This window comes from Rhodococcus sp. NPDC056960, from assembly GCF_042674125.1.
Lineage (GTDB): Bacteria > Actinomycetota > Actinomycetes > Mycobacteriales > Mycobacteriaceae > Rhodococcus_F.
Window position 1 is genome coordinate 1 of sequence record NZ_JBHURF010000036.1, and the last position, 17,138, is coordinate 17,138.

Sequence of the window (17,138 nt, forward strand, 5' to 3'; positions counted from 1 at the left end):
AGCCGCGCCTGCTCCGAAGCCGGCGGCCGACCGATCATCACCATCTCAAACACCCCTCATCATCAGGGATGTTGCAACGACCGGTTGAACCCGCCTAGTGGGAGCAACCAAAAAGGCGCACGGGCGGCGGAGCCGCCTACTCCGGTGCGTCGATGTTCAACTCGTCCGGGTGGGCTCCGACGCGGGCACCGTCGTCCATCGTCTCGATCTCGCTGAGATCCTGCTCGCTGAGTTCGAAATCGAACACGTCGATGTTCTCGCGGATCCGGGATTCGTGGACCGACTTGGGGATGACGATCAACCCGCTCTGCAGATGCCAGCGGATCAGCACCTGCGCCGGGGACTTGCTGTGCCGATCGCCGATGCGCGTGATGATCGGATCGGTGAGCAGGGTGTTCGGCTTCGAGTCGTCGCCCCAGCCCGAATTGCTGGTGCCGCCGAGCGGGCTCCACGATTCGACGGCGATACCGTGATCGACGGCGAACTCGCGGACCTGCTGCTGAGCCAGATGCGGATGCAACTCCACCTGATCGACCGCCGGAACGACTCCGCCGCGGTCGATCAGCAACTGCAGGTGACGCGGTTCGAAATTGCACACACCGATCGCCTTGGCGCGGCCCGACTCGGCGATCTTCTCCAGCGCATCCCATGTGCGGAGGATGCGGTCGTCGTCCTGCAACGGCCAATGGATCAGGTACAGGTCGACGTAATCGACACCGAGACGTCCGAGGCTCGCGTCGAACGCTTTCAACGCCGGCTCGTAGCCCTGGTCCGCGTTCCACAACTTGGTGGTGAGAAAGATGTCTTCGCGGGCGATGCCCGAGTTCGCGATGCCGCGGCCCACGCCTTCCTCGTTGCCGTAGGCGGAAGCGGTGTCGATGTGCCGGTAGCCCGCCTCGTCCAGGGCGAATCCGACGGCGTGTTCGGTCTCGTCGTTGTCCGCCTGCCAGACCCCCAAGCCGAGCTGCGGGAGGATGGTTCCGGAATTCAGCACGATGCTGGGTACTCGAGGACTCATGCTGTCCAGGCTATCGACTGCGGCGGGGCCGTGAGGGGCACATGCATCGCCTGGCATCATGCGAAGGTGACTCGAATTCGGCTTCTGGCGACGGACCTCGACGGCACCCTGCTGCGGTCGGACCGCACGGTCTCCGCGCGTACCGCACAGGCGATGGAAGACGCGCGGCAGTCGGGGATCGAGGTGGTGTGGGCCACGGCCCGCGCCCGGCACTCCGTGCACGAGCTGGCGCAGTCGTGCGGGTTCCGCGGCAAGGCGATCTGCGCGAACGGCGCGGTCGTCCTCGACCTGGCGGACGGCACGCCCGTGATCACGGCGACGACGACCATCGCGATGACGTCGGCCGCTGCGGCGATGGACCGGGTGCGGACACTGATGCCGGGTGTCGTGTTCGCGAACATCGGCCCCACCCGTTTCGTCGCCGAACCCGCGTACGCCGCGCTGTGCGTCTTCGCCGACCACCACCGGCACCCCCACGAAATGGCACTGTCGGAACTTCTGCCCGACATCGACGAGCCGATGGTGAAGATCGTCGCCCGGCACCCCGAGGTGCCCAGCGCCGACTTGTACCGGGCGGCGGTGGCCGCCGGCGTCGACGGTGTGGAACTGACGCATTCCGGTGCGCCGTACGTCGAGATGGCGGCGTCCGGCGTGTCCAAGGCGAGCGCCCTCGCGGAACTGTGCGCGGTCGACGGCATCTCGACGGCAGAAGTCGCCGTCGCCGGGGATGCCATCAACGACGTCCCGATGCTGACGTGGGCGGGCACCGCACTGTGCCCGTCCAACGCGCTGCCGGAAGTCCTCGCCCTCGCCGATCGGGTCTTGCCGAGCAACGACGAAGACGGAGTCGCCGGCTACCTGGAAGGGTTGGTGAGCGCTGCGCAGTCGTGAATCGTCGCCGCCGTCGACCGCGAGATCCCGAGCACTCGGACCGTGGATCATGAGGGTGTGGACAGGCAGTGCCGGATCGACGATGCCGTGGTGCATTACGTCGAGCACGGGGTCGGTGTGCCGCTGGTGGCCCTGCACGGCGCCGGCGTGGATCATCGTGAGATCGAGGCGGCGATCGAGGCCGTCCTTCCCCGCGCGGGCTACCGGCGGATCTACCCGGACCTGCCGGGGATGGGACGCTCGACAACCGACGGTCTGAGCTGCAACGACGATGTGGTGGCGCTGCTCGGTGACTTCATCGATGGGCTCGGCGCGGGCCCGGTCATGTTGGTGGGGCATTCCTACGGCGCCTACCTGGCACGTGGCGTGGCCGCGCAGCGTCCGGAGGCGGTGCTCGGTCTGGTGTTGATGTGTCCGGTCGCCGAGCGGTCCCGAAACATGCCCGACCACAGCGTGGTTCGCCAGGACGCCGCTGCCTACGAGGAGCTCGACCGCGAGCAGCGGGCCGGGTTCGACGAGTACTTCGTGGTGCGAACGCCGGCCACTGCGCGCCGCTACCGCGACCACGTGGTGCCGGGGATGGCGCTCGTCGACGAGGACGCGCTCGGGCGGATCTTCGCCGGGTGGCCGGTCGACGTCGGGTCGAGCGCGTTCCCGGGGCCGACGCTGATCGTGGCGGGCCGCTGCGATTCGGTTGTCGGGTACGCGGACGCGGGCGAATTGGTCGAGCAGTATCCGCACGCGACCCTGGCGGTCATCGAGGACGCAGGCCATGCGCTGATGCACGAGCGGCCCGAATCACTCGCCGGGTTGTTGGGCGACTGGCTGGATCGGGTCGATCAGTAGCCGGTTGTCGCGTCCGGTTGCCTTTTCCAGTCGATTGAGTGTGCGCGGTCCGGGGTAGTCGGTCCGGGTATCTGCACGTCACGCTGTCCGTGGGAGTTCGACGATGAGAACCACACTTCAGATCGCGATCGCGGTGATCGTCGGCTACTGGCTGGGTCACGCTCGACTCACGGACCAGACGGCGATGCCTGCCGCAGAGAGCGACGACCGTCCGACGGACATGGTCGATCACGTCGCGAAGCTGCTCCAGTCATCCCCCGAGTTCGCGGCGCTCAGCGAATCGCTGCGCGATCAGCTCGTCGACGCCGTGAGGACGGCTGCCACGACCGTCCTCAGCGCCGCCGGCAACGGCAGCCCGGTCAGCGACGGCGGCGACGAGGCCGGCAGGACCGCCCCCGACGGGGACACCACGGAGGTGGCCGAAGACGTCGGCGCCGACGAGGGGGGCATCGACGAAGACTCGGATACGGCCGCCGACACGACGGCAGCGCGGGACGACGCAGACATCGGCAGCCCCGATGCCCCGACCCCGACCACCGCCGAGGTCCGCGGCTGGGCGCGTGGCCACGGACTTTCCGTCTCCGAGCGTGGACGCCTACCCGCCGAGGTCTGGGAGGCTTACTCTGCCGCCATCCCCACCCCGACCAGTGCCGAAGTCCGCGACTGGGCTCGCGATCACGGCATGGCCGTCTCAGATCACGGACGACTCCGCGCCGAGGTCTGGGACGCCTACACCACCGCTACTCACGCCGAGGGTTGAAGTCCGGGCGATTGCTCCGAGAAGGACCGGGAGGTGGCCCGTCGAGCGAGAACCGAGGAGAGCGTAACGCAATTGCGTGTGAATCAGATCACATGTATGCGTGGTTGCTCCAACATCTACGCGGCCGCCCGCGGCGGCGCCACCTCCAGATGACGAAGGCAGAATTCCCATGGCGACACCCTCGACCCCGACGGTCCCTGCGTCCACGCCTCGCACGGTGCGTCGGCCCGGCGTAATGAGCACTGCCGAGATCAAGGCGAGGATAGAAGCCATGTACGCCGACGACCGCCGACCCGACACGCCGACCGATCGCTGACGCGACGCCGACAAAGCCCGAGGGCCGCCGTCACCTGTGAGTATCGGATTCGGCGGTGGTGGGGAAGGGGCTGGGGCCGAGGGTGAGGGTGAATGAGGTCGGATGCAGGCCGACCTGGGGCCAGCTGGTGGTGGCCGTCAGAGATCCGGTGCGCGGGTAGGAGTCGATCCAGTACTGCGGCGTGGTTCGGTACGGCCCCGAATCCGTGTGGTCTTCGACCAGGTGGTGCGGGTCGGCGGTGCCGTCGAGGTTGTCGGCGAGGATCCGCACGGCCAGATAGGACCACTGCGCCGACGGGTCGCGCGGGTCGGTGAGGGGTCGGGTTTCGTGGCGGGCGAAGTCGGCGCGGACTCCGGTGATGCACAGCGTGAACTGCAGTAGTACCCCGGATGAGAATGCGGTGACCGCGGACAGTTCGAGCGTGAGGTCCTTCTCGGCCACGATCGGCTGCGCCGGGTGCACGGCGATTCCTCCGGTGGTGGGCGGCGCGAGGGCCGGCCAACGATGGCGGCGCATGCTTCATAGTCGCACTCTCCAGGCCGGTGGTGGCTGTGAGTTTCCTGAGAGTCCATCCCCGCAAACGGTATTCAGTGGTTCTCGTGTGCAGTGTTGTCCGTCAGGCGCCGATCTCGCCCGGCGGAGTCCTCAGAGGGCGGCGGCGGTCAGGCCGGCGACGCCGGCGACCGCGACAAGCATCAACAGGGCAAGCGGAGAAGAGCAGAGGACGGCGGCCCACACCAAGGCAGTCAGCAGCGCCAGGCCGATGGGTACGGCGATGCCCGCTTCCCGGCCCTCGAGGAGTGCCGGCTCATCCGGTGTGTTGCCGTCGCAGCCGGCATCGGGGGTGGGTGCTCGGTTCACAGGTACTCGAGTATGGGGAAGAGCGCGATCGCCGACACCATGATCCCCGCGACTCCGGCGACGATGCCCAGCAACGCCCGTAGTGAGGCCGCTTCGTCGTCGGCGACGGCGGTCCGCGTCGTGGCGAAGGCGCCGCACACCACCGCGCACAGGCCGAGCGCGAATCCGAGCCCGAATACCCAGAACGACGCGATCGACAACGCCCCTAATCCGATCGACACAGTGGGTAGCCGCGAGTTACTTCGACCCGGACGCTGACGTGGGGGCGTGGAGGGGTGATTGTCGCCGGTGGCATGTGGTTCGCACGGGGCTGCGGCGGTCATGATCCTCCTCCAAGGTGTCGGGTCGGCGAGCGCACTTCGGTGCGAGGCATTCTCGCGGTTCCGATTGGCGTCGACTACGAAGAATTTAGCACTCTCGATATTGGAGTGCTAATGATTTCTGGAACGAAATTGTGCTGCCGGCGACGCACGCGACATCAGGTGTGTTTCGGGATCGCGTCATTTCCCGCCGGAGTCCGGTGAGTGTCGCCATGCGTGGAGGAGGTCGTGGCGGAGGGCTGTCTTGAGGGCGTGTAGTCGTTCGAGGTCTGATGGTCTGGGGGTCATCGCGGCTTGGAGCAAGCGCAGGAACCTCGCCCGGTGTACGCCGAATTTGATGAACAGCTCTTCGGGGTCGGCGCCACCGTAGGGAGCCCATTCGATCGCGAAGGCGATCAGACCTCGCTCGGAGGGGCTCAATGACTGCACGCTGGAGAGAAAATCGCAGACATGGAGGGCACGCCGCACCCAGTCGATTTCAGGAGACCGTGGCGGAGTGTCCGCATGGCTGCGACGGCGGCGGGCTTCTTTGCCGATTCGGTTACGCGAGGTGCGGGCCCGGCAGGGAAGGCTCGATGGTGCGGGCGGCTCGGCAGACTTGATCGACAGCGTCGTGGGCGGCGGGGCAAGGTCTTCACGCATGGGTGCCTCTGATGGGTGACGAAAGGATCGGACCCCACGATGGTCCCGTATACCCACGCATTCGGGACCGACCATTCGACCGGGTGGGGTGCCTGTTTCGGTTCCCCCGGCGTCCCCCGAGATCTGCCGGATGCCGATATCAGTGTCTGTCGGTGCCGGGGTGGTGGTGTCTGTGGAGACGCAGGTTGCCCTGGCGCGCAGCCAAGCGCAGCCCCCGCCAACGATGGGTATCAGCTGGCGGGGGCGCTACACGGACAACCTCACGTAGTGACGAGCGGCGCAATTCCGATTTTCGGGAGCCGGAGCCTGGAAGTCCAGGCAGTGTGAGCCACGCCATCACAGAATTTTCTCGAGTACCGACCGGTTGTTGCGCGTGAAGGCCGTCTGTGGCCCGCTGTTCTCAGAGAGCGCAGTCCCGGCAGATCAGTAGATCGGGCTGGGCGAGGCGGGTGCGGTGGTGGACCAGGAAGCAACTGGTGCAGGTGAATTCGTCGGTCTGTTTCGGGATCACGCGGACGGTGAATTCTTCACCGGACAGGTCGGCGCCGGGCAGGTCGAAGGACTCGGCGGGGTCGGTGTCGTCGAGGTCGACTGCGGGTGACTGGGATTCCTTCCTGCTGGCCGTCAGTTGCTCGAGGGACATGTCCGTCGACTCGTCGGATTCGGTGACTCGGGGTGCGTCGTAGTCGGTGGCCATGTCTGCTGTACCTCATGCTCTACGTGAATGCCTGCGTGTTCGGCCCGCCAGACTAGAGGGCGGGCTGGTGTGACACACGCCCGGGTCTCGATTGCGTGGCCGCTGCTTCCTTTGCCAGAAGGCCTCGTGTCCGGCCAGGGTCCGGCGTCTGAGTGGATGCGCCTCGACAGGTGCGGGGTGAATCATTGTTCACCCTGTGGTGCACCATGGTGGAAAATATTCAACTCGTTGTGTTGGTGAGGTATCTGATGGATCCGATAGTCACAGAGTCCGAATTCCGCGGCGACGGTGTCACGCTTGCCGGCGACCGGTGGGATCCACCGACGCAGGGTGTGAGCGGAGCAAGCATCGACAGAAAGGGCGTGGTCCTGCTGCTGCACGGCGGCGGGCAGACGCGGCATTCCTGGCGAAACACCGGACGCACTCTCGCGGCGGACGGCTGGTCCGCCATCGCGCTGGATGCACGTGGCCATGGGGACAGCCAGTGGGCGCCGGACGGGGACTACGGGATCGATGCGCTGGTCGCCGATGTGACAGCGGTCATCGGCGAACTGGGCGAGAAGCCGGTACTGGTCGGTGCCTCGATGGGCGGTATGACGTCGTTGATCGGGCAAGGCGAGAATCCTGAACTCGCTCGTGGTCTGGTCTTGGTCGATATCGCACCGAAGGTCGAGACCGGTGGCACCGCGGAAATCATGGCATTCATGCGCAGTGGCCTCGACGGTTTCGAGAGCCTCGACGATGCTGCGGCAGCGATCGCGGCCTACACCCCGAACCGTGTCCGCAAGCCCAACCCGCAGGGGTTACGGAAGAACCTGCGCCTGCGTGACGGTCGCTGGTACTGGCATTGGGATCCGGAGTTCCTTCGCCAGGGCGACGAACCCACTCGCCAATCCGACTCGATCGTGCAATACGAACGCGCCCGGGATGCCGCAACCGCGATCACCGTTCCCACGATGCTCGTTCGTGGCAAGCAATCCCACGTGGTCAGCGAAGAGGGCGCCAAAGAGCTGCTCGAATTGATCCCGACCGCCACCTTGATCGACGTCGCCGGAGCGGGTCACATGGTGGCCGGCGACGACAACGATGTCTTCAGCGGCGGTTTGAAGGGGTTCCTCGACGACGAGGTTGTGGCAACGCGTCGCTGAGGCCACCACGGCCCGCGAACCCGGTCGGGCGTGGGCTGGTCGGCACCCCTGCCCCGCGCCCACCTGGACGGCGGGCGCGGGGCAGGGCCGTGCCTTGGTGTCAACCCATGCAACGCCCTTTCACGGCTCGCGAGCGGTGGAAGTGGTGCCTTGCGAACGATTCTCGGTCGCAGCTCACGTTCCGGATATCCACATGACGAATCTTCCTGTGTCACCTGTCAACAGGTGCTCAGCTCTTACGCTTTCGGACAATTGAAGTCGAGTCCTCTGCTTTCGCGCGCTTTTCGGCGCGACGCTCCTTGAGCGCCCGTGCAGACTGCTTGGAACTCTTGACGACGGATTTGTCGGCCATTGTCGGTCCTTTCCGATCGGCAACCGCTAACCGACCCCGACCATACCCAACAAAGGAAAAAAGTCCAGTTCGGCGCGCATTGCACGGAAGTGTTCTGCAGCCCGAAATATCAAGACATGCAGGAAATCTCATGAGACTTGCATATTCCGTCCCGGTGGCTATGGTGCATGTCAACGATCAACGGCATCTACCGGAGGACTGAAATGTGAGTGCAGCAACCGATCGTCAGTGGGCGGTTCGTGACGCTGTTCTGGGCTGGCTGGTGGCGAAGGCGGCCGAGGGATACCGCAGCCCGATCCTGGACCCGGACGCCATCGGCGACACGGTCGGGTGGGTGCCCTCACCTCTCACCCGAGACGAGGTCGCCGACGCGTCCAATTATCTCTACCGCGAGGGGTATCTGACCGGTGTGCCGGTGATGGGACTCGGAATTCCCCGACCGATGCTGACGGTGGCCGGTCGACGTTTCGCTGAATCCCGTAAATCACTTCGTCTGAACGAGGATTCGAGGGACACCGCAGCCACAGCGCGATGAGCCGCGGCGCCGGGTCAGGGTGAATGGCTGAATGACGTGTGTTCGGTGTCGAGTTGTTCTTGGCTGGCTGCCCAGGTGGCGAGGAGTTTGAGGGCGTCGGCGGTGGGTGTGTCTGCCGGGGCGGTGTAGATGTTCAGGTGCAGTCCGGGTTCGGAGGGCAGTTCCATGGCCTCGAAGTCGAGGTCGAGTTGGCCGACGGCGGGGTGGCGCAGGCGTTTGCGGCCGCTGCGGTGGAAGCGGACGTCCTGGGAGGCCCATCGCTTGCGGAACAGTTCGCTCTGGGTGGAGAGCTCCCCGACCAGTGCGATGAGTGCTTTGTCGTGGGGGTTGCGGCCGGCTTCGAGGCGCAGCATGGCGGCGGCGTCCCTGGCGATCTGGTCGTAGTCGACGAAGAATTCGGCGGCGTGAGGGTCGAGGTAGACGAACCGGGTCGTGTTGACGGGTCGGCGGGGGTCGGCGAGGACGGGGGAGTACAGGGCGCGGGCGAGTTGATTCATGGCGATGATGTCGTGGCGTCCGTTGCGGATCCACGCGGGTGCTTCGGTGATGGCGTCGAGAACTTGCTGTAGTACCGGTCGGACGGTGGTCGGTGGGGTCCGACGGGGGCGCCGGGCAGTGCCCGCCTGTGATTGCCGGGCCAGGGCGAACAGGTGATCGCGTTCGGCGTCGTCGAGTTGCAGGGCACCGGCGAGGGAGTCGAGGACACTCTCGGATGCGCCGGAGAGGTTCCCGCGTTCCATCCGCACGTAATAGTCCACCGAGACACCGGCGAGGAGGGCGACCTCTTCGCGGCGCAGCCCTTTGACGCGGCGGTTCCCGCCGTACACGGGCAGGCCGCTCTGTTCGGGGGTGATGCGTGCCCGGCGCGAGCTGAGGAACTCGCGGATCTCGGTACGCAGGTCGATCGTGCCCATGGGTCCACCGTAGGCAGCTGCCGGCCCGGGAGGGAGGTACTGGCATTACCCGGAAGATCCGTCACTCCCTGCGTGCGGCGGATCGGGGTCCACTGGTGGGCATGAAAGCTACGTATATGTACGGCGCGGGTGATGTCCGCGTCATCGACGTCGCCGACGCGACCCTGCAGCAGCCCACCGATGCACTCGTGCGGGTGGTCCGGAGCTGCGTGTGCGGCAGCGACCTGCACCCCTACCATTCGATGCCGGCCGATCCGGGTGGTACGTCGATGGGGCACGAGTTCATCGGGGTCGTCGAGGAGGTCGGCGACCAGGTGGCGACCGTGCGACCGGGTGATTTTGTGATCGCACCGTTCGCGGTCTCCTGTGGTATCTGCGTGTTCTGCCGCGCCGGGTTGCAGACGTCCTGCGTGCGCGGCGGGTTCTGGAACGACACCGCACTGGGGACGGCGGGCGGTCAGGCCGAGGCGGTTCGAGTCCCGCTGGCCGACGGCACCCTGGTCGCGGTGCCGGTGGACGAGCAGTCCGATGAGGCGCTGCTCGCCTCGCTGCTGACGTTGTCGGATGTGTACGGCACCGGCTGGCACGCGGCGGTCCGTGGCGGCGTCCGCGACGGCAGCGTGGTGACGGTGATCGGTGACGGCGCCGTCGGACTGCTGGCGGTGCTCTCGGCCCGGCAGCTCGGCGCCGAGCAGATCGTGCTGATGGGACGGCACGAGGCGCGGACCGATCTGGGGATCGAGTTCGGTGCCACCGAGGTGGTCGCCGAGCGCGGTGCGGAGGGCATCGCCGAGGTCCGCGAGCTCACCGGTGGGCTGGGCAGTGAGATCGTGCTCGAGGCGGTCGGGCACCGGCCCGCCTACGACCAGGCCGTCGGCGTGATCCGCCCCGGCGGGGTGATCAGCCGCGTCGGCGTACCTCAGTACGAGGACGCTCCGGTCGGGTTCGGCACGCTTTTCGGCCCCAACATCACGCTGACGGGCGGACCCGCCCCGGTCCGCGCCTACATCGAGCAGTTGCTGCCGGCGGTACTGGACGGAACCGTGCAGCCGGGTCGGGTTTTCGACCGCACCACCGGTCTCGACGACACCCCGCAGGCCTACGCCGCCATGGATGCCCGCGACGCGCTGAAGGTAGCGGTCCGGCCGTGAGCGTCGCCGCCGTCCGCGGCGCCCCACCCGCGGCTCCTGCTCCCCGTCGCGGATCACCGAAAACTACAACGTCTTCGATTTCGATTTCACCGCAGGCGAACTCGCGGCCATCGACGCCCTCGACACCGGTGTGCGCGGCGGCCCCGGACCCGACGACGTCACCCGAGAGAAGTTCGGGATCGACATCCCCGAACTCTGAGGAGCACTCCATCTCGAAGCAGCGGGGTGCGGAGATGTCCTCCAAATTGACCGCGCCGAAGCTGGGGCGCAGCCGGATCAGGGTCTCGACGATCTCGTCCGGGTCCTTGGTGTCCAGGACCAGGGGGATGGAGTTCAGGCCGGCGAAGTTCTTGAACAGCGCGGACTTGCCCTCCATCACGGGAAGGGAGGCGCGGGGGCCGATGTCACCGAGGCCGAGGACCGCGGACCCGTCCGAGACGACGACCACGAGGCGGTTGGTCCAGGTGTACCGGTCGGCGAGGGTCTCGTCGGCCGCGATGGCGCGGGAGACCTGCGCGACACCGGGGGTGTAGGCGATCGACAGATCACGCTGGCTGTCCAGTGGGGTGGTCAACTCGACGGACAGCTTGCCCCCGAGATGTCCCGCGAAGATGACGTCGTCGGTCAGCGCGACCTGCTGGGGTGTGGTGGGGGCGGACACTATGGCCACGGAACCTCTCTTCTCTGTCTTCTCGGTTTGATGTTTCAGGCGACCATCGGCGCCATGCCCAGGATCATCAGAACGGATCCCCCCGCCGCGGTCCTGACGCCGGACCGCCGTTCGCGGCGCGGGGTGGAGCGATAGAGATGCAGCGTCAACAGTGCCCAGCACACGAGCATGAGCAGTGGGACCCAGCCCGTCGAGATTCCTGCGCCACCGTGGTGGTGGCCCGACGGCACCGGCACCGCCGCCGAGGCGGGCGCGGGTGCCGGCGTCAGGAGCAGTAGAACTCCCATGGCGGTGAGATCCACCGCGCAGGGAACGGCGGTCCGACGGTGCATGCTCTCACCGGTGACGAACACGGCGAGGGCAATGAGGACGGCACCCTCGAGGAGGTGAATCCCCGCTGGCACGCCGGGGATCATCATCGCGACCATGAACACCGCCATCGCGCCGTGCGCGATCCGCACCCGGCAACCCGTTCCGTGCGACCGCCACATCGGCACGACGGCCCCGACCGCTCCGACGAACATCGCTGCGTTCGCGACGGCGATACCGAACATCGTCACTCTCGGATCTTCTTCTGTTCTCGGCCCTCGACGAGAGTGCCGAGGGCCGAGCACACTACGGCGCCACTGGGTAGTGGCTGGTGATGGCAACCCGGTTCCAGGCATTCATCACGATCGCAAGCCAGCTGATCGCGGACACTTGATCGTCCGTGAGTGAGCCGTCATCCCAGGTGCGCCGTTCCGGAACGGCGAGACCGGTGACCTGTTCGGCGAGAGCGAACGCAGCGCGCTCCTGGTCACTGAAGTACTGCGCCTCCCACCACGCCGCGACGACTGCGAGTCGATCCGCCTTCTCTCCCTTGGCCAGAGCATCGCGGGTGTGCATGCGAAGGCAGAACGCGCAGCCGTTCAGCTGGGAGACGCGGATCTTCACCAACTCCACCAGGAGCGGATCTACACCCGCCGCGTCCAGAGCGGATTTCACTTCGGCGTCCAGCGTCACCAGACCCTTGTAGACGGGCGGGTGCTGCTTGCCGATATTTACGCTGCTCACAATGTTCCTCTTGGGTTGGTTGTCGGACGGTTTCGGGCCAGACTGTTTCAGTCGATCGCCCGGTTGACGTGTGCTGCTATGGCCTCGTACATCCGCCGTGTCGTCTCGGTCGCGTCGGTCATGATGTCGTAGCCGTGGTCGACACCTCGCACCTCGACGTATTCGGCGAGCGCGCCGACCGCCGCGAGCTGGTCCGCATATCGCTTGGCTTCGTTGCGCAGTCGGTCGAACTCCGCGGTGATGACCAATGCCGGTGCGATACCCGCGATTCCGGTGGAATTGTCTCCCCAGGCCGGTGAGACGAACCGGTGGCTACGCTGTGCGCGATCGGGAGTGTAGGCGGTGTCGAAGACCTCACACAGCCAAGGCTGCAGGACGGCCTTCGAGCCCAGCGGTGACGGCTTGCGGGAGGGTGGCGTCACGATGTCGAGCGGCGGGTAATGCAGAATCTGCAACGAGATGGCGGGGCCGCCGTTTTCCAGCGCCATCCGGGACACGGCTGCTGACAGATTGCCTCCCGCGCTCTGGCCGCCGACGCACAACCGCGTGCCGTCCCAATCACGCTCCGGTGCGGATGCCCACTGAACTACGTCGTAGAACTGTTCGACGGGCGTCGGAAATCGCTTGTGCGGGGCCAACGCGTAGTCCGTATTGAGGACATAGACATTGGCATGGGCGGCAAGGAAGCGGCACCAGGCGTCGTCCTGTTCTCGGTGCCCGACGACGAAGCCGCCGCCGTGAGCGTTCACATAAACCCCAGGGGTTCCTGAAGGCGACTGTGGGGGATAGATGGTCGCGGCGACCGGACCGTGACGCGTTTCGATGCTGATGTCGGTGATGCGGATGGAAATTTCAGGGAACCGAGGTTCGCGGTCGGGGTGGATCGCAGAGTTGATCTTGGCGGCGAACCTGCGGGCAACGATGTCTGCCACCGGCCGTCGCGACAGTATTGACATGAATCCTCATTTCGTTTCGATTCGATCGCACGACGTAGTCGCGGCGGCGGTCAGCCCTGGTGCCGGCGCGCGCTGGGGTGGCGCAGGTGATCGCGGGCCACGATCTCTTCCGGTTCGAGCATGGTGATCATGTCCACACCGGGAGCGCAGATGCACACTGCGACAAACCGGCTCCAGTTGCTCGAATCCGGGTTTGAAACCTGGTAGTGCACGACGTCGCCTCCCGGCTCCCAGAATGCCTCGCCCGCAGCGATTTCCCGGGGTTCTTCACCTTCCAGCTCGAAGAAGATCTTGCCCTCCAGCACGTAACCGAACACCGGTCCGGAGTGGCGATGTGGCGCGAGTCCGGGGTCGGCCGGTGGGAGTTCGACGAGTTGCGTCATCGCGTGCGAACCCTCGGGGATAGCGGGTGGAGTAGCGCAGAGGAGATCGGTGACCTCGACGTTTCCTTTAGCCAGCATGGGTGTGTCCTTTCAGAAGGTAGCGTTGGCACGGCCGCGGGATGCGGCCCGTCCTCGTGGGTTGGTAGATCAGTGTGGTGTGTGACCGAGTTGCTCGCCTTCCGCGCCGAACGTGAAGTGCGTTGGCAATTCGCCCGTCTCGTCCAGTCCGAAGAAGGCCACGTACGAGCGCAGGGACGTGATGTCGCGATGATCGGCAATGGTGACCGCTGCGCAGGGCGTCGCCTTGTTCCGCGAGGCGAAAGCGTAGATCCCGGGGCGCAATTGGTAGGTTGTGCACTCGTCGGTGTCCGCGAGGCCGGCCGCGGGCCCGGCCAAGCAGTGCCACGTGTACGAGTAGGGTCCGAGGTAGATGTGCTCGTAGCTGTGTTCGCCGCTGTAGGTCCACAGCACCCGTCGACCCAGGAGGGCGGTCGTGGGTGCCGGCTCCGGTCCGCGCGTCTCGAGTCCCTCGATGCATCCCTGCAGGAAGTTGTGCTGCACCCGGGTCCGACCTTCGGTCGGCTCTCCGATCGTGCTCACGATGGCCAGGCTGCGCCCGTGCTCGAAGTCGAGGACGAGGCTGACCGCTGCATTCGGCACGTCCACACGATGATGGAATTGTGTGTACACCAGTCCTTCCGCGACGTCGAAGGCCTCGTAATCGTCCTTGCCCGAAACCACTGGGTGCGGGTCGCCGGCTCCGGGTTCGTAACTCCATTCGACGGTGGTCGTGTCGAAGCGATGCGACACCCGGCTACCGTGGGAGTTCGTGAACACGATCTCGCGGCCGGCCACACTGTTCGATGTGACGGCTTTGTTGCCGTCGAATCCTGGCTCGAGTCTGTTCAGCGGCGGCCAGGTCCTGGTGTCGGAGAAATCGACGGAATAGGTGGTCATGCGTGTGTTCCCCGTTCATAACGTGAGATAGACCTCGAGAGCGCTGGGCGCGTGCCGCGTTCAGGTGAGGACTGGGTTCTTCTCGACATCCCAGCTGACATGCAGCGACTCCGGACCTCGGAACGAGGTGTTCGGAACGTAGTGGAAATCCTGCTGGTCGAGAGTCATGTGAGGCAGGCGTCGCGTCAGCTCCTCCAGATAGATGACCATCTCGAGCCGGGCGAGATGGTTGCCCAGGCACATGTGCGTGCCCGATCCGAATGCGATGTGCGCTTTGGCGTCTCGGTCGATGTCGAACCGCTCGGGATCATCGAACACCGTGTCGTCCTGGTTCGCCGACGCGATCACCATGAGGATCTTTCCTCCGGCGGGAATCGTCACGTCGCCGACCTGCACGTCTTGCTTCGCGACTCGGCGCCAGGCGGCCACCGAGGGATTCAGCCGCAGGCACTCCTCGACCGCCGCGGGGATCAGAGACGGCTGGGCACACAGTCGATCCCACTGGTCGCGGTTCCTCAACAGAGTCACGACCGCGTTCGCGGTGGCATTCGTCGTAGTTTCGTGGGCGGCCATCGCGCCACCCATGACGTTCGTCTGCAGCCATGTGTCCGAGATGACGTCCGGGTGTTCGCGCTGCATCTTGATCGCATGGCCCAGCCACCCCGGCGGATCGTCGAGTTCCTTGAGTTTCCCGATGACGCGGTCACCCATCTCCCAGAACTTGCCCAAGCCGTCGGCGGCACGCACCTGCTCCTCGGGAGTGGGCCGTCCCCAGACGAATTCGGTCATGGACGTGGCCAGTTTGCGTACGGTGTCGACGTCCTCCTCGGGAATTCCCAAGAACTGCAGAGCGACCAAACAGGGTATGTCCCAGAGCATGTCGGCGACGAGATCGGCATGGCCCTGCTCGATGAAGCGATCGATATACGCGTTCGTGGTCTCCCGGATGTAGGGAGCAAGCGGGTCGATACGGTCGGGCATGAAAGCTGGAGCGTTCAGCCGCCGGTATTGCCGATGCATGGGCGGGTCGGAATCTGCGAGAACGGGACAGGGCGCGAAGTCGTATTTGCCGAGCTGCGCGCCCGCCTCCTCGGAAGGGGGCGTGACCGGTGTCAGCGTGATGGCCGCGGAGAACTGATTGAATTGGCTGAAGACTGATTTCACGTCTTCGTGCCGCGTGACGACCCAGTAGTCCGAGTCGTCGTTGTAGAACACTGGTTGGCTCTCGCGGGCCCACGCCAGCGAGGCTCCCGGATTCTCCTGATATTCGCGGTCGAAGAACGAGAATCCTGCGGCGGTATGAGCGATTGGGCACCCAGTCCTCGGTTCGCTGCTGCTTACTGCGGCGCTATCCATGGGTATCTTGCCTCTCTTCGGTGGGCTGTCAGAGGTCGAGTTTGATCTGTGGACACGCGGCTCTACTGATGCAGATCATCAATGTGCTGTTCTCTTCCTGCTCTGCGGGACTGAGAACTGAATCGCGGTGATCGGCCAGGCCGGACACGATATTTGTTTCACACGTTCCGCACGTACCCTCGGAGCAGGAGAATGGCGCGGGTATGCCGACGGCCCGTGCCGCGTCGAGAATTGTTTGATCCGGTCCGACCGAGACGGTGATACCGCTGCGCACGAATTCGACTTCGAAGTGTTCGAGGACGGGCGCGTCCATTGGAGTCTTGGGAGTGAATCTCTCCAGGTGAACCTCGCCGACGTTGTCGAGCTCGGCGGCCATCGCCTCCACGGCGCACAGCAGTCCCTCCGGTCCACACACGTACACCGCGGTATCGGAAGTGACCCCGGCAAGGATGCGAGCGAGATCGATGCGGCCGTGGACGTCTGCCGGAAGCAAGGTCACGCGCTCGCCGTGAGCCTGCTTCAGGTCGTCGGCGTAGGCCATGTTGCGGCGGCTGCGGCCTCCGTACACCAAGGACCATTCGGCACCTGTTCGATGGACCGAGGTGATCATCGGGAGAAGTGGGGTGATTCCGATTCCGCCGGCAATGAACAGATACCGGGATGCTGCGACGAGGTGAAAGTTGTTGCGTGGTCCACGGACGGCGATGCTTTCGCCTTCGCGGAATTCGTGATGGATGCGCGTGGAACCGCCGCGGCCGTCGGGTTGGTGCAGGACGCTCACCTGCCATGAGCGCAGGTCACCGGGTTCACCGCTCAGGGAGTACTGCCGGACCATGTCCGGTCCGAGAACGAGGTCGATGTGTGAACCCGGGGTCCACTCGGGGAGGTCTCGACCGTCTGTGCGGACGAGAGTCAGCTGCGTGATGGTGTCCGTGATCGGCGTCTTGGCCTTGATCTCCATCGCGAGGTCCTCGGAGGCCTGATTCTCGGTGTCCGCCCGGCGAGGCTGTCGACCGGGGTGTCCGGTCTCGAACTGCGATGCCATGGGGACTCCTTCGAATTTCGGCCGGATGCGCCGGCGTGGACTGTGTTGCCTCGAGCCACGTCGGCGATGCGGTGGACGTGTGCGTGCCGGCTGACCTCTGCAATCTGCCTCACTATGCGACTACCTACATGGGGTAGATCACGGTAGGCGGTACGGAAGTTGCGGATGCCCGTACCGGTTGCGTCGGGCGGCGCACGTGGCGAAACTGCCCTGACCTGCGATGTCTTACCGCGAGAGTCGTCGGGTGTCCGACCGGGATAGATCGGT

20 protein-coding genes and 2 pseudogenes are annotated in these 17,138 nt (G+C 65.6%); 7 read left to right on the forward strand and 15 right to left on the reverse strand.

The window, feature by feature from the left end:
• Positions 1-136: 136 nt before the first annotated feature.
• On the reverse strand, positions 137-1,018 hold the full coding sequence (locus ACFTWF_RS38700; protein WP_378466368.1) for an aldo/keto reductase: 882 nt from the start codon (positions 1,016-1,018) through the stop codon (positions 137-139).
• A gap of 66 nt (positions 1,019-1,084) precedes the next feature.
• Here ACFTWF_RS38700 and ACFTWF_RS38705 point away from each other — a divergent pair, with 66 nt between their 5' ends.
• The 3 genes from ACFTWF_RS38705 to ACFTWF_RS38715 all read left to right on the forward strand — a co-directional run bounded on the left by ACFTWF_RS38705 (position 1,085) and on the right by ACFTWF_RS38715 (position 3,515).
• Positions 1,085-1,909 (forward strand): HAD family hydrolase, encoded by an 825-nt coding sequence (locus ACFTWF_RS38705; RefSeq protein ID WP_378466369.1) that lies wholly within the window; start codon positions 1,085-1,087, stop codon positions 1,907-1,909.
• Between the two features lie 57 nt (positions 1,910-1,966).
• Positions 1,967-2,755, forward strand: a complete 789-nt coding sequence (locus ACFTWF_RS38710) for an alpha/beta fold hydrolase (RefSeq protein WP_378466370.1) — start codon at positions 1,967-1,969, stop codon at positions 2,753-2,755.
• A gap of 103 nt (positions 2,756-2,858) precedes the next feature.
• Positions 2,859-3,515 carry a histone-like nucleoid-structuring protein Lsr2 gene (locus ACFTWF_RS38715; RefSeq protein WP_378466371.1) on the forward strand — a complete coding sequence of 219 codons (657 nt, stop codon included), beginning with the start codon at positions 2,859-2,861 and terminating at the stop codon, positions 3,513-3,515.
• A 346-nt stretch (positions 3,516-3,861) separates the two neighbouring features.
• Here ACFTWF_RS38715 and ACFTWF_RS38720 read toward each other — a convergent pair whose 3' ends face one another.
• The 5 genes from ACFTWF_RS38720 to ACFTWF_RS38740 all read right to left on the reverse strand — a co-directional run bounded on the left by ACFTWF_RS38720 (position 3,862) and on the right by ACFTWF_RS38740 (position 6,351).
• A complete protein-coding gene (locus ACFTWF_RS38720) occupies positions 3,862-4,347 on the reverse strand; it encodes a hypothetical protein (protein WP_378466372.1) in 486 nt (161 codons plus the stop codon).
• 129 nt (positions 4,348-4,476) lie between these two features.
• On the reverse strand, positions 4,477-4,692 hold the full coding sequence (locus ACFTWF_RS38725) for a hypothetical protein (protein WP_378466373.1): 216 nt from the start codon (positions 4,690-4,692) through the stop codon (positions 4,477-4,479).
• On the reverse strand, positions 4,689-5,015 hold the full coding sequence (locus tag ACFTWF_RS38730) for a hypothetical protein (RefSeq protein ID WP_378466374.1): 327 nt from the start codon (positions 5,013-5,015) through the stop codon (positions 4,689-4,691). The genes ACFTWF_RS38725 and ACFTWF_RS38730 overlap by 4 nt, the downstream gene beginning before the upstream one ends.
• 177 nt (positions 5,016-5,192) lie before the next feature.
• The gene (locus tag ACFTWF_RS38735; protein ID WP_378466375.1) at positions 5,193-5,654 is read right to left on the reverse strand and encodes a hypothetical protein; all 462 of its coding nucleotides are present in this window, start codon (positions 5,652-5,654) and stop codon (positions 5,193-5,195) included.
• 400 nt (positions 5,655-6,054) lie between these two features.
• Positions 6,055-6,351 (reverse strand): DUF4193 domain-containing protein, encoded by a 297-nt coding sequence (locus ACFTWF_RS38740; RefSeq protein WP_378466376.1) that lies wholly within the window; start codon positions 6,349-6,351, stop codon positions 6,055-6,057.
• A 248-nt stretch (positions 6,352-6,599) separates the two neighbouring features.
• Between ACFTWF_RS38740 and ACFTWF_RS38745 the strand changes: the two genes are divergently transcribed.
• Positions 6,600-7,499 carry an alpha/beta fold hydrolase gene (locus ACFTWF_RS38745; RefSeq protein ID WP_378466377.1) on the forward strand — a complete coding sequence of 300 codons (900 nt, stop codon included), beginning with the start codon at positions 6,600-6,602 and terminating at the stop codon, positions 7,497-7,499.
• Between the two features lie 557 nt (positions 7,500-8,056).
• The gene (locus ACFTWF_RS38750) at positions 8,057-8,386 is read left to right on the forward strand and encodes a serine recombinase (RefSeq protein ID WP_378466378.1); all 330 of its coding nucleotides are present in this window, start codon (positions 8,057-8,059) and stop codon (positions 8,384-8,386) included.
• Positions 8,387-8,400: 14 nt separating this feature from the next.
• On the opposite strand, the gene ACFTWF_RS38755 is transcribed toward ACFTWF_RS38750, so the two are convergent.
• The gene (locus ACFTWF_RS38755) at positions 8,401-9,300 is read right to left on the reverse strand and encodes a helix-turn-helix transcriptional regulator (RefSeq protein WP_378466379.1); all 900 of its coding nucleotides are present in this window, start codon (positions 9,298-9,300) and stop codon (positions 8,401-8,403) included.
• 101 nt (positions 9,301-9,401) lie between these two features.
• Here ACFTWF_RS38755 and ACFTWF_RS38760 point away from each other — a divergent pair, with 101 nt between their 5' ends.
• Together ACFTWF_RS38760 and ACFTWF_RS38765 are read left to right on the forward strand one after the other, a co-directional pair.
• On the forward strand, positions 9,402-10,451 hold the full coding sequence (locus ACFTWF_RS38760; protein ID WP_378466380.1) for a zinc-binding dehydrogenase: 1,050 nt from the start codon (positions 9,402-9,404) through the stop codon (positions 10,449-10,451).
• A 34-nt stretch (positions 10,452-10,485) separates the two neighbouring features.
• Positions 10,486-10,650, forward strand: a pseudogene (locus ACFTWF_RS38765) (aldo/keto reductase); the annotation flags it as partial.
• Between the two features lie 6 nt (positions 10,651-10,656).
• Here ACFTWF_RS38765 and ACFTWF_RS38770 read toward each other — a convergent pair.
• The 8 genes and pseudogenes from ACFTWF_RS38770 to ACFTWF_RS38805 form a co-directional block, all read right to left on the reverse strand.
• Positions 10,657-11,121, reverse strand: a pseudogene (locus tag ACFTWF_RS38770) (NAD-dependent malic enzyme); the annotation flags it as partial.
• Between the two features lie 35 nt (positions 11,122-11,156).
• Complete coding sequence (locus tag ACFTWF_RS38775; protein WP_378466459.1) at positions 11,157-11,675, reverse strand: hypothetical protein; 519 nt, start codon at positions 11,673-11,675, stop codon at positions 11,157-11,159.
• A 61-nt stretch (positions 11,676-11,736) separates the two neighbouring features.
• Positions 11,737-12,174 carry a carboxymuconolactone decarboxylase family protein gene (locus tag ACFTWF_RS38780; RefSeq protein WP_378466381.1) on the reverse strand — a complete coding sequence of 146 codons (438 nt, stop codon included), beginning with the start codon at positions 12,172-12,174 and terminating at the stop codon, positions 11,737-11,739.
• 47 nt (positions 12,175-12,221) lie between these two features.
• Complete coding sequence (locus ACFTWF_RS38785) at positions 12,222-13,130, reverse strand: alpha/beta hydrolase (RefSeq protein WP_378466382.1); 909 nt, start codon at positions 13,128-13,130, stop codon at positions 12,222-12,224.
• Positions 13,131-13,180: 50 nt separating this feature from the next.
• Positions 13,181-13,591 (reverse strand): cupin domain-containing protein, encoded by a 411-nt coding sequence (locus tag ACFTWF_RS38790; protein ID WP_378466383.1) that lies wholly within the window; start codon positions 13,589-13,591, stop codon positions 13,181-13,183.
• 69 nt (positions 13,592-13,660) lie between these two features.
• Positions 13,661-14,470, reverse strand: a complete 810-nt coding sequence (locus ACFTWF_RS38795; RefSeq protein WP_378466384.1) for a MoaF C-terminal domain-containing protein — start codon at positions 14,468-14,470, stop codon at positions 13,661-13,663.
• 60 nt (positions 14,471-14,530) lie between these two features.
• Positions 14,531-15,826, reverse strand: a complete 1,296-nt coding sequence (locus ACFTWF_RS38800; protein ID WP_378466385.1) for a cytochrome P450 — start codon at positions 15,824-15,826, stop codon at positions 14,531-14,533.
• 28 nt (positions 15,827-15,854) lie between these two features.
• Positions 15,855-16,871 carry a PDR/VanB family oxidoreductase gene (locus ACFTWF_RS38805; RefSeq protein WP_378466386.1) on the reverse strand — a complete coding sequence of 339 codons (1,017 nt, stop codon included), beginning with the start codon at positions 16,869-16,871 and terminating at the stop codon, positions 15,855-15,857.
• Positions 16,872-17,138 lie beyond the last annotated feature (267 nt).

Bases quoted from the DNA above. Each gene is read 5' to 3' on its own strand.
- ACFTWF_RS38775 (WP_378466459.1), bottom strand. From the start codon at position 11,675: ATGTTCGGTATCGCCGTCGCGAACGCAGCGATGTTCGTCGGAGCGGTC.
- ACFTWF_RS38800 (WP_378466385.1), bottom strand. From the start codon at position 15,826: ATGGATAGCGCCGCAGTAAGCAGCAGCGAACCGAGGACTGGGTGCCCA.
- ACFTWF_RS38760 (WP_378466380.1), top strand. From the start codon at position 9,402: ATGAAAGCTACGTATATGTACGGCGCGGGTGATGTCCGCGTCATCGAC.
- ACFTWF_RS38735 (WP_378466375.1), bottom strand. From the start codon at position 5,654: ATGCGTGAAGACCTTGCCCCGCCGCCCACGACGCTGTCGATCAAGTCT.
- ACFTWF_RS38745 (WP_378466377.1), top strand. From the start codon at position 6,600: ATGGATCCGATAGTCACAGAGTCCGAATTCCGCGGCGACGGTGTCACG.
- ACFTWF_RS38715 (WP_378466371.1), top strand. From the start codon at position 2,859: ATGAGAACCACACTTCAGATCGCGATCGCGGTGATCGTCGGCTACTGG.
- ACFTWF_RS38730 (WP_378466374.1), bottom strand. From the start codon at position 5,015: ATGACCGCCGCAGCCCCGTGCGAACCACATGCCACCGGCGACAATCAC.
- ACFTWF_RS38740 (WP_378466376.1), bottom strand. From the start codon at position 6,351: ATGGCCACCGACTACGACGCACCCCGAGTCACCGAATCCGACGAGTCG.
- ACFTWF_RS38720 (WP_378466372.1), bottom strand. From the start codon at position 4,347: ATGCGCCGCCATCGTTGGCCGGCCCTCGCGCCGCCCACCACCGGAGGA.
- ACFTWF_RS38755 (WP_378466379.1), bottom strand. From the start codon at position 9,300: ATGGGCACGATCGACCTGCGTACCGAGATCCGCGAGTTCCTCAGCTCG.
- ACFTWF_RS38795 (WP_378466384.1), bottom strand. From the start codon at position 14,470: ATGACCACCTATTCCGTCGATTTCTCCGACACCAGGACCTGGCCGCCG.
- ACFTWF_RS38700 (WP_378466368.1), bottom strand. From the start codon at position 1,018: ATGAGTCCTCGAGTACCCAGCATCGTGCTGAATTCCGGAACCATCCTC.
- ACFTWF_RS38805 (WP_378466386.1), bottom strand. From the start codon at position 16,871: ATGGCATCGCAGTTCGAGACCGGACACCCCGGTCGACAGCCTCGCCGG.
- ACFTWF_RS38785 (WP_378466382.1), bottom strand. From the start codon at position 13,130: ATGTCAATACTGTCGCGACGGCCGGTGGCAGACATCGTTGCCCGCAGG.
- ACFTWF_RS38790 (WP_378466383.1), bottom strand. From the start codon at position 13,591: ATGCTGGCTAAAGGAAACGTCGAGGTCACCGATCTCCTCTGCGCTACT.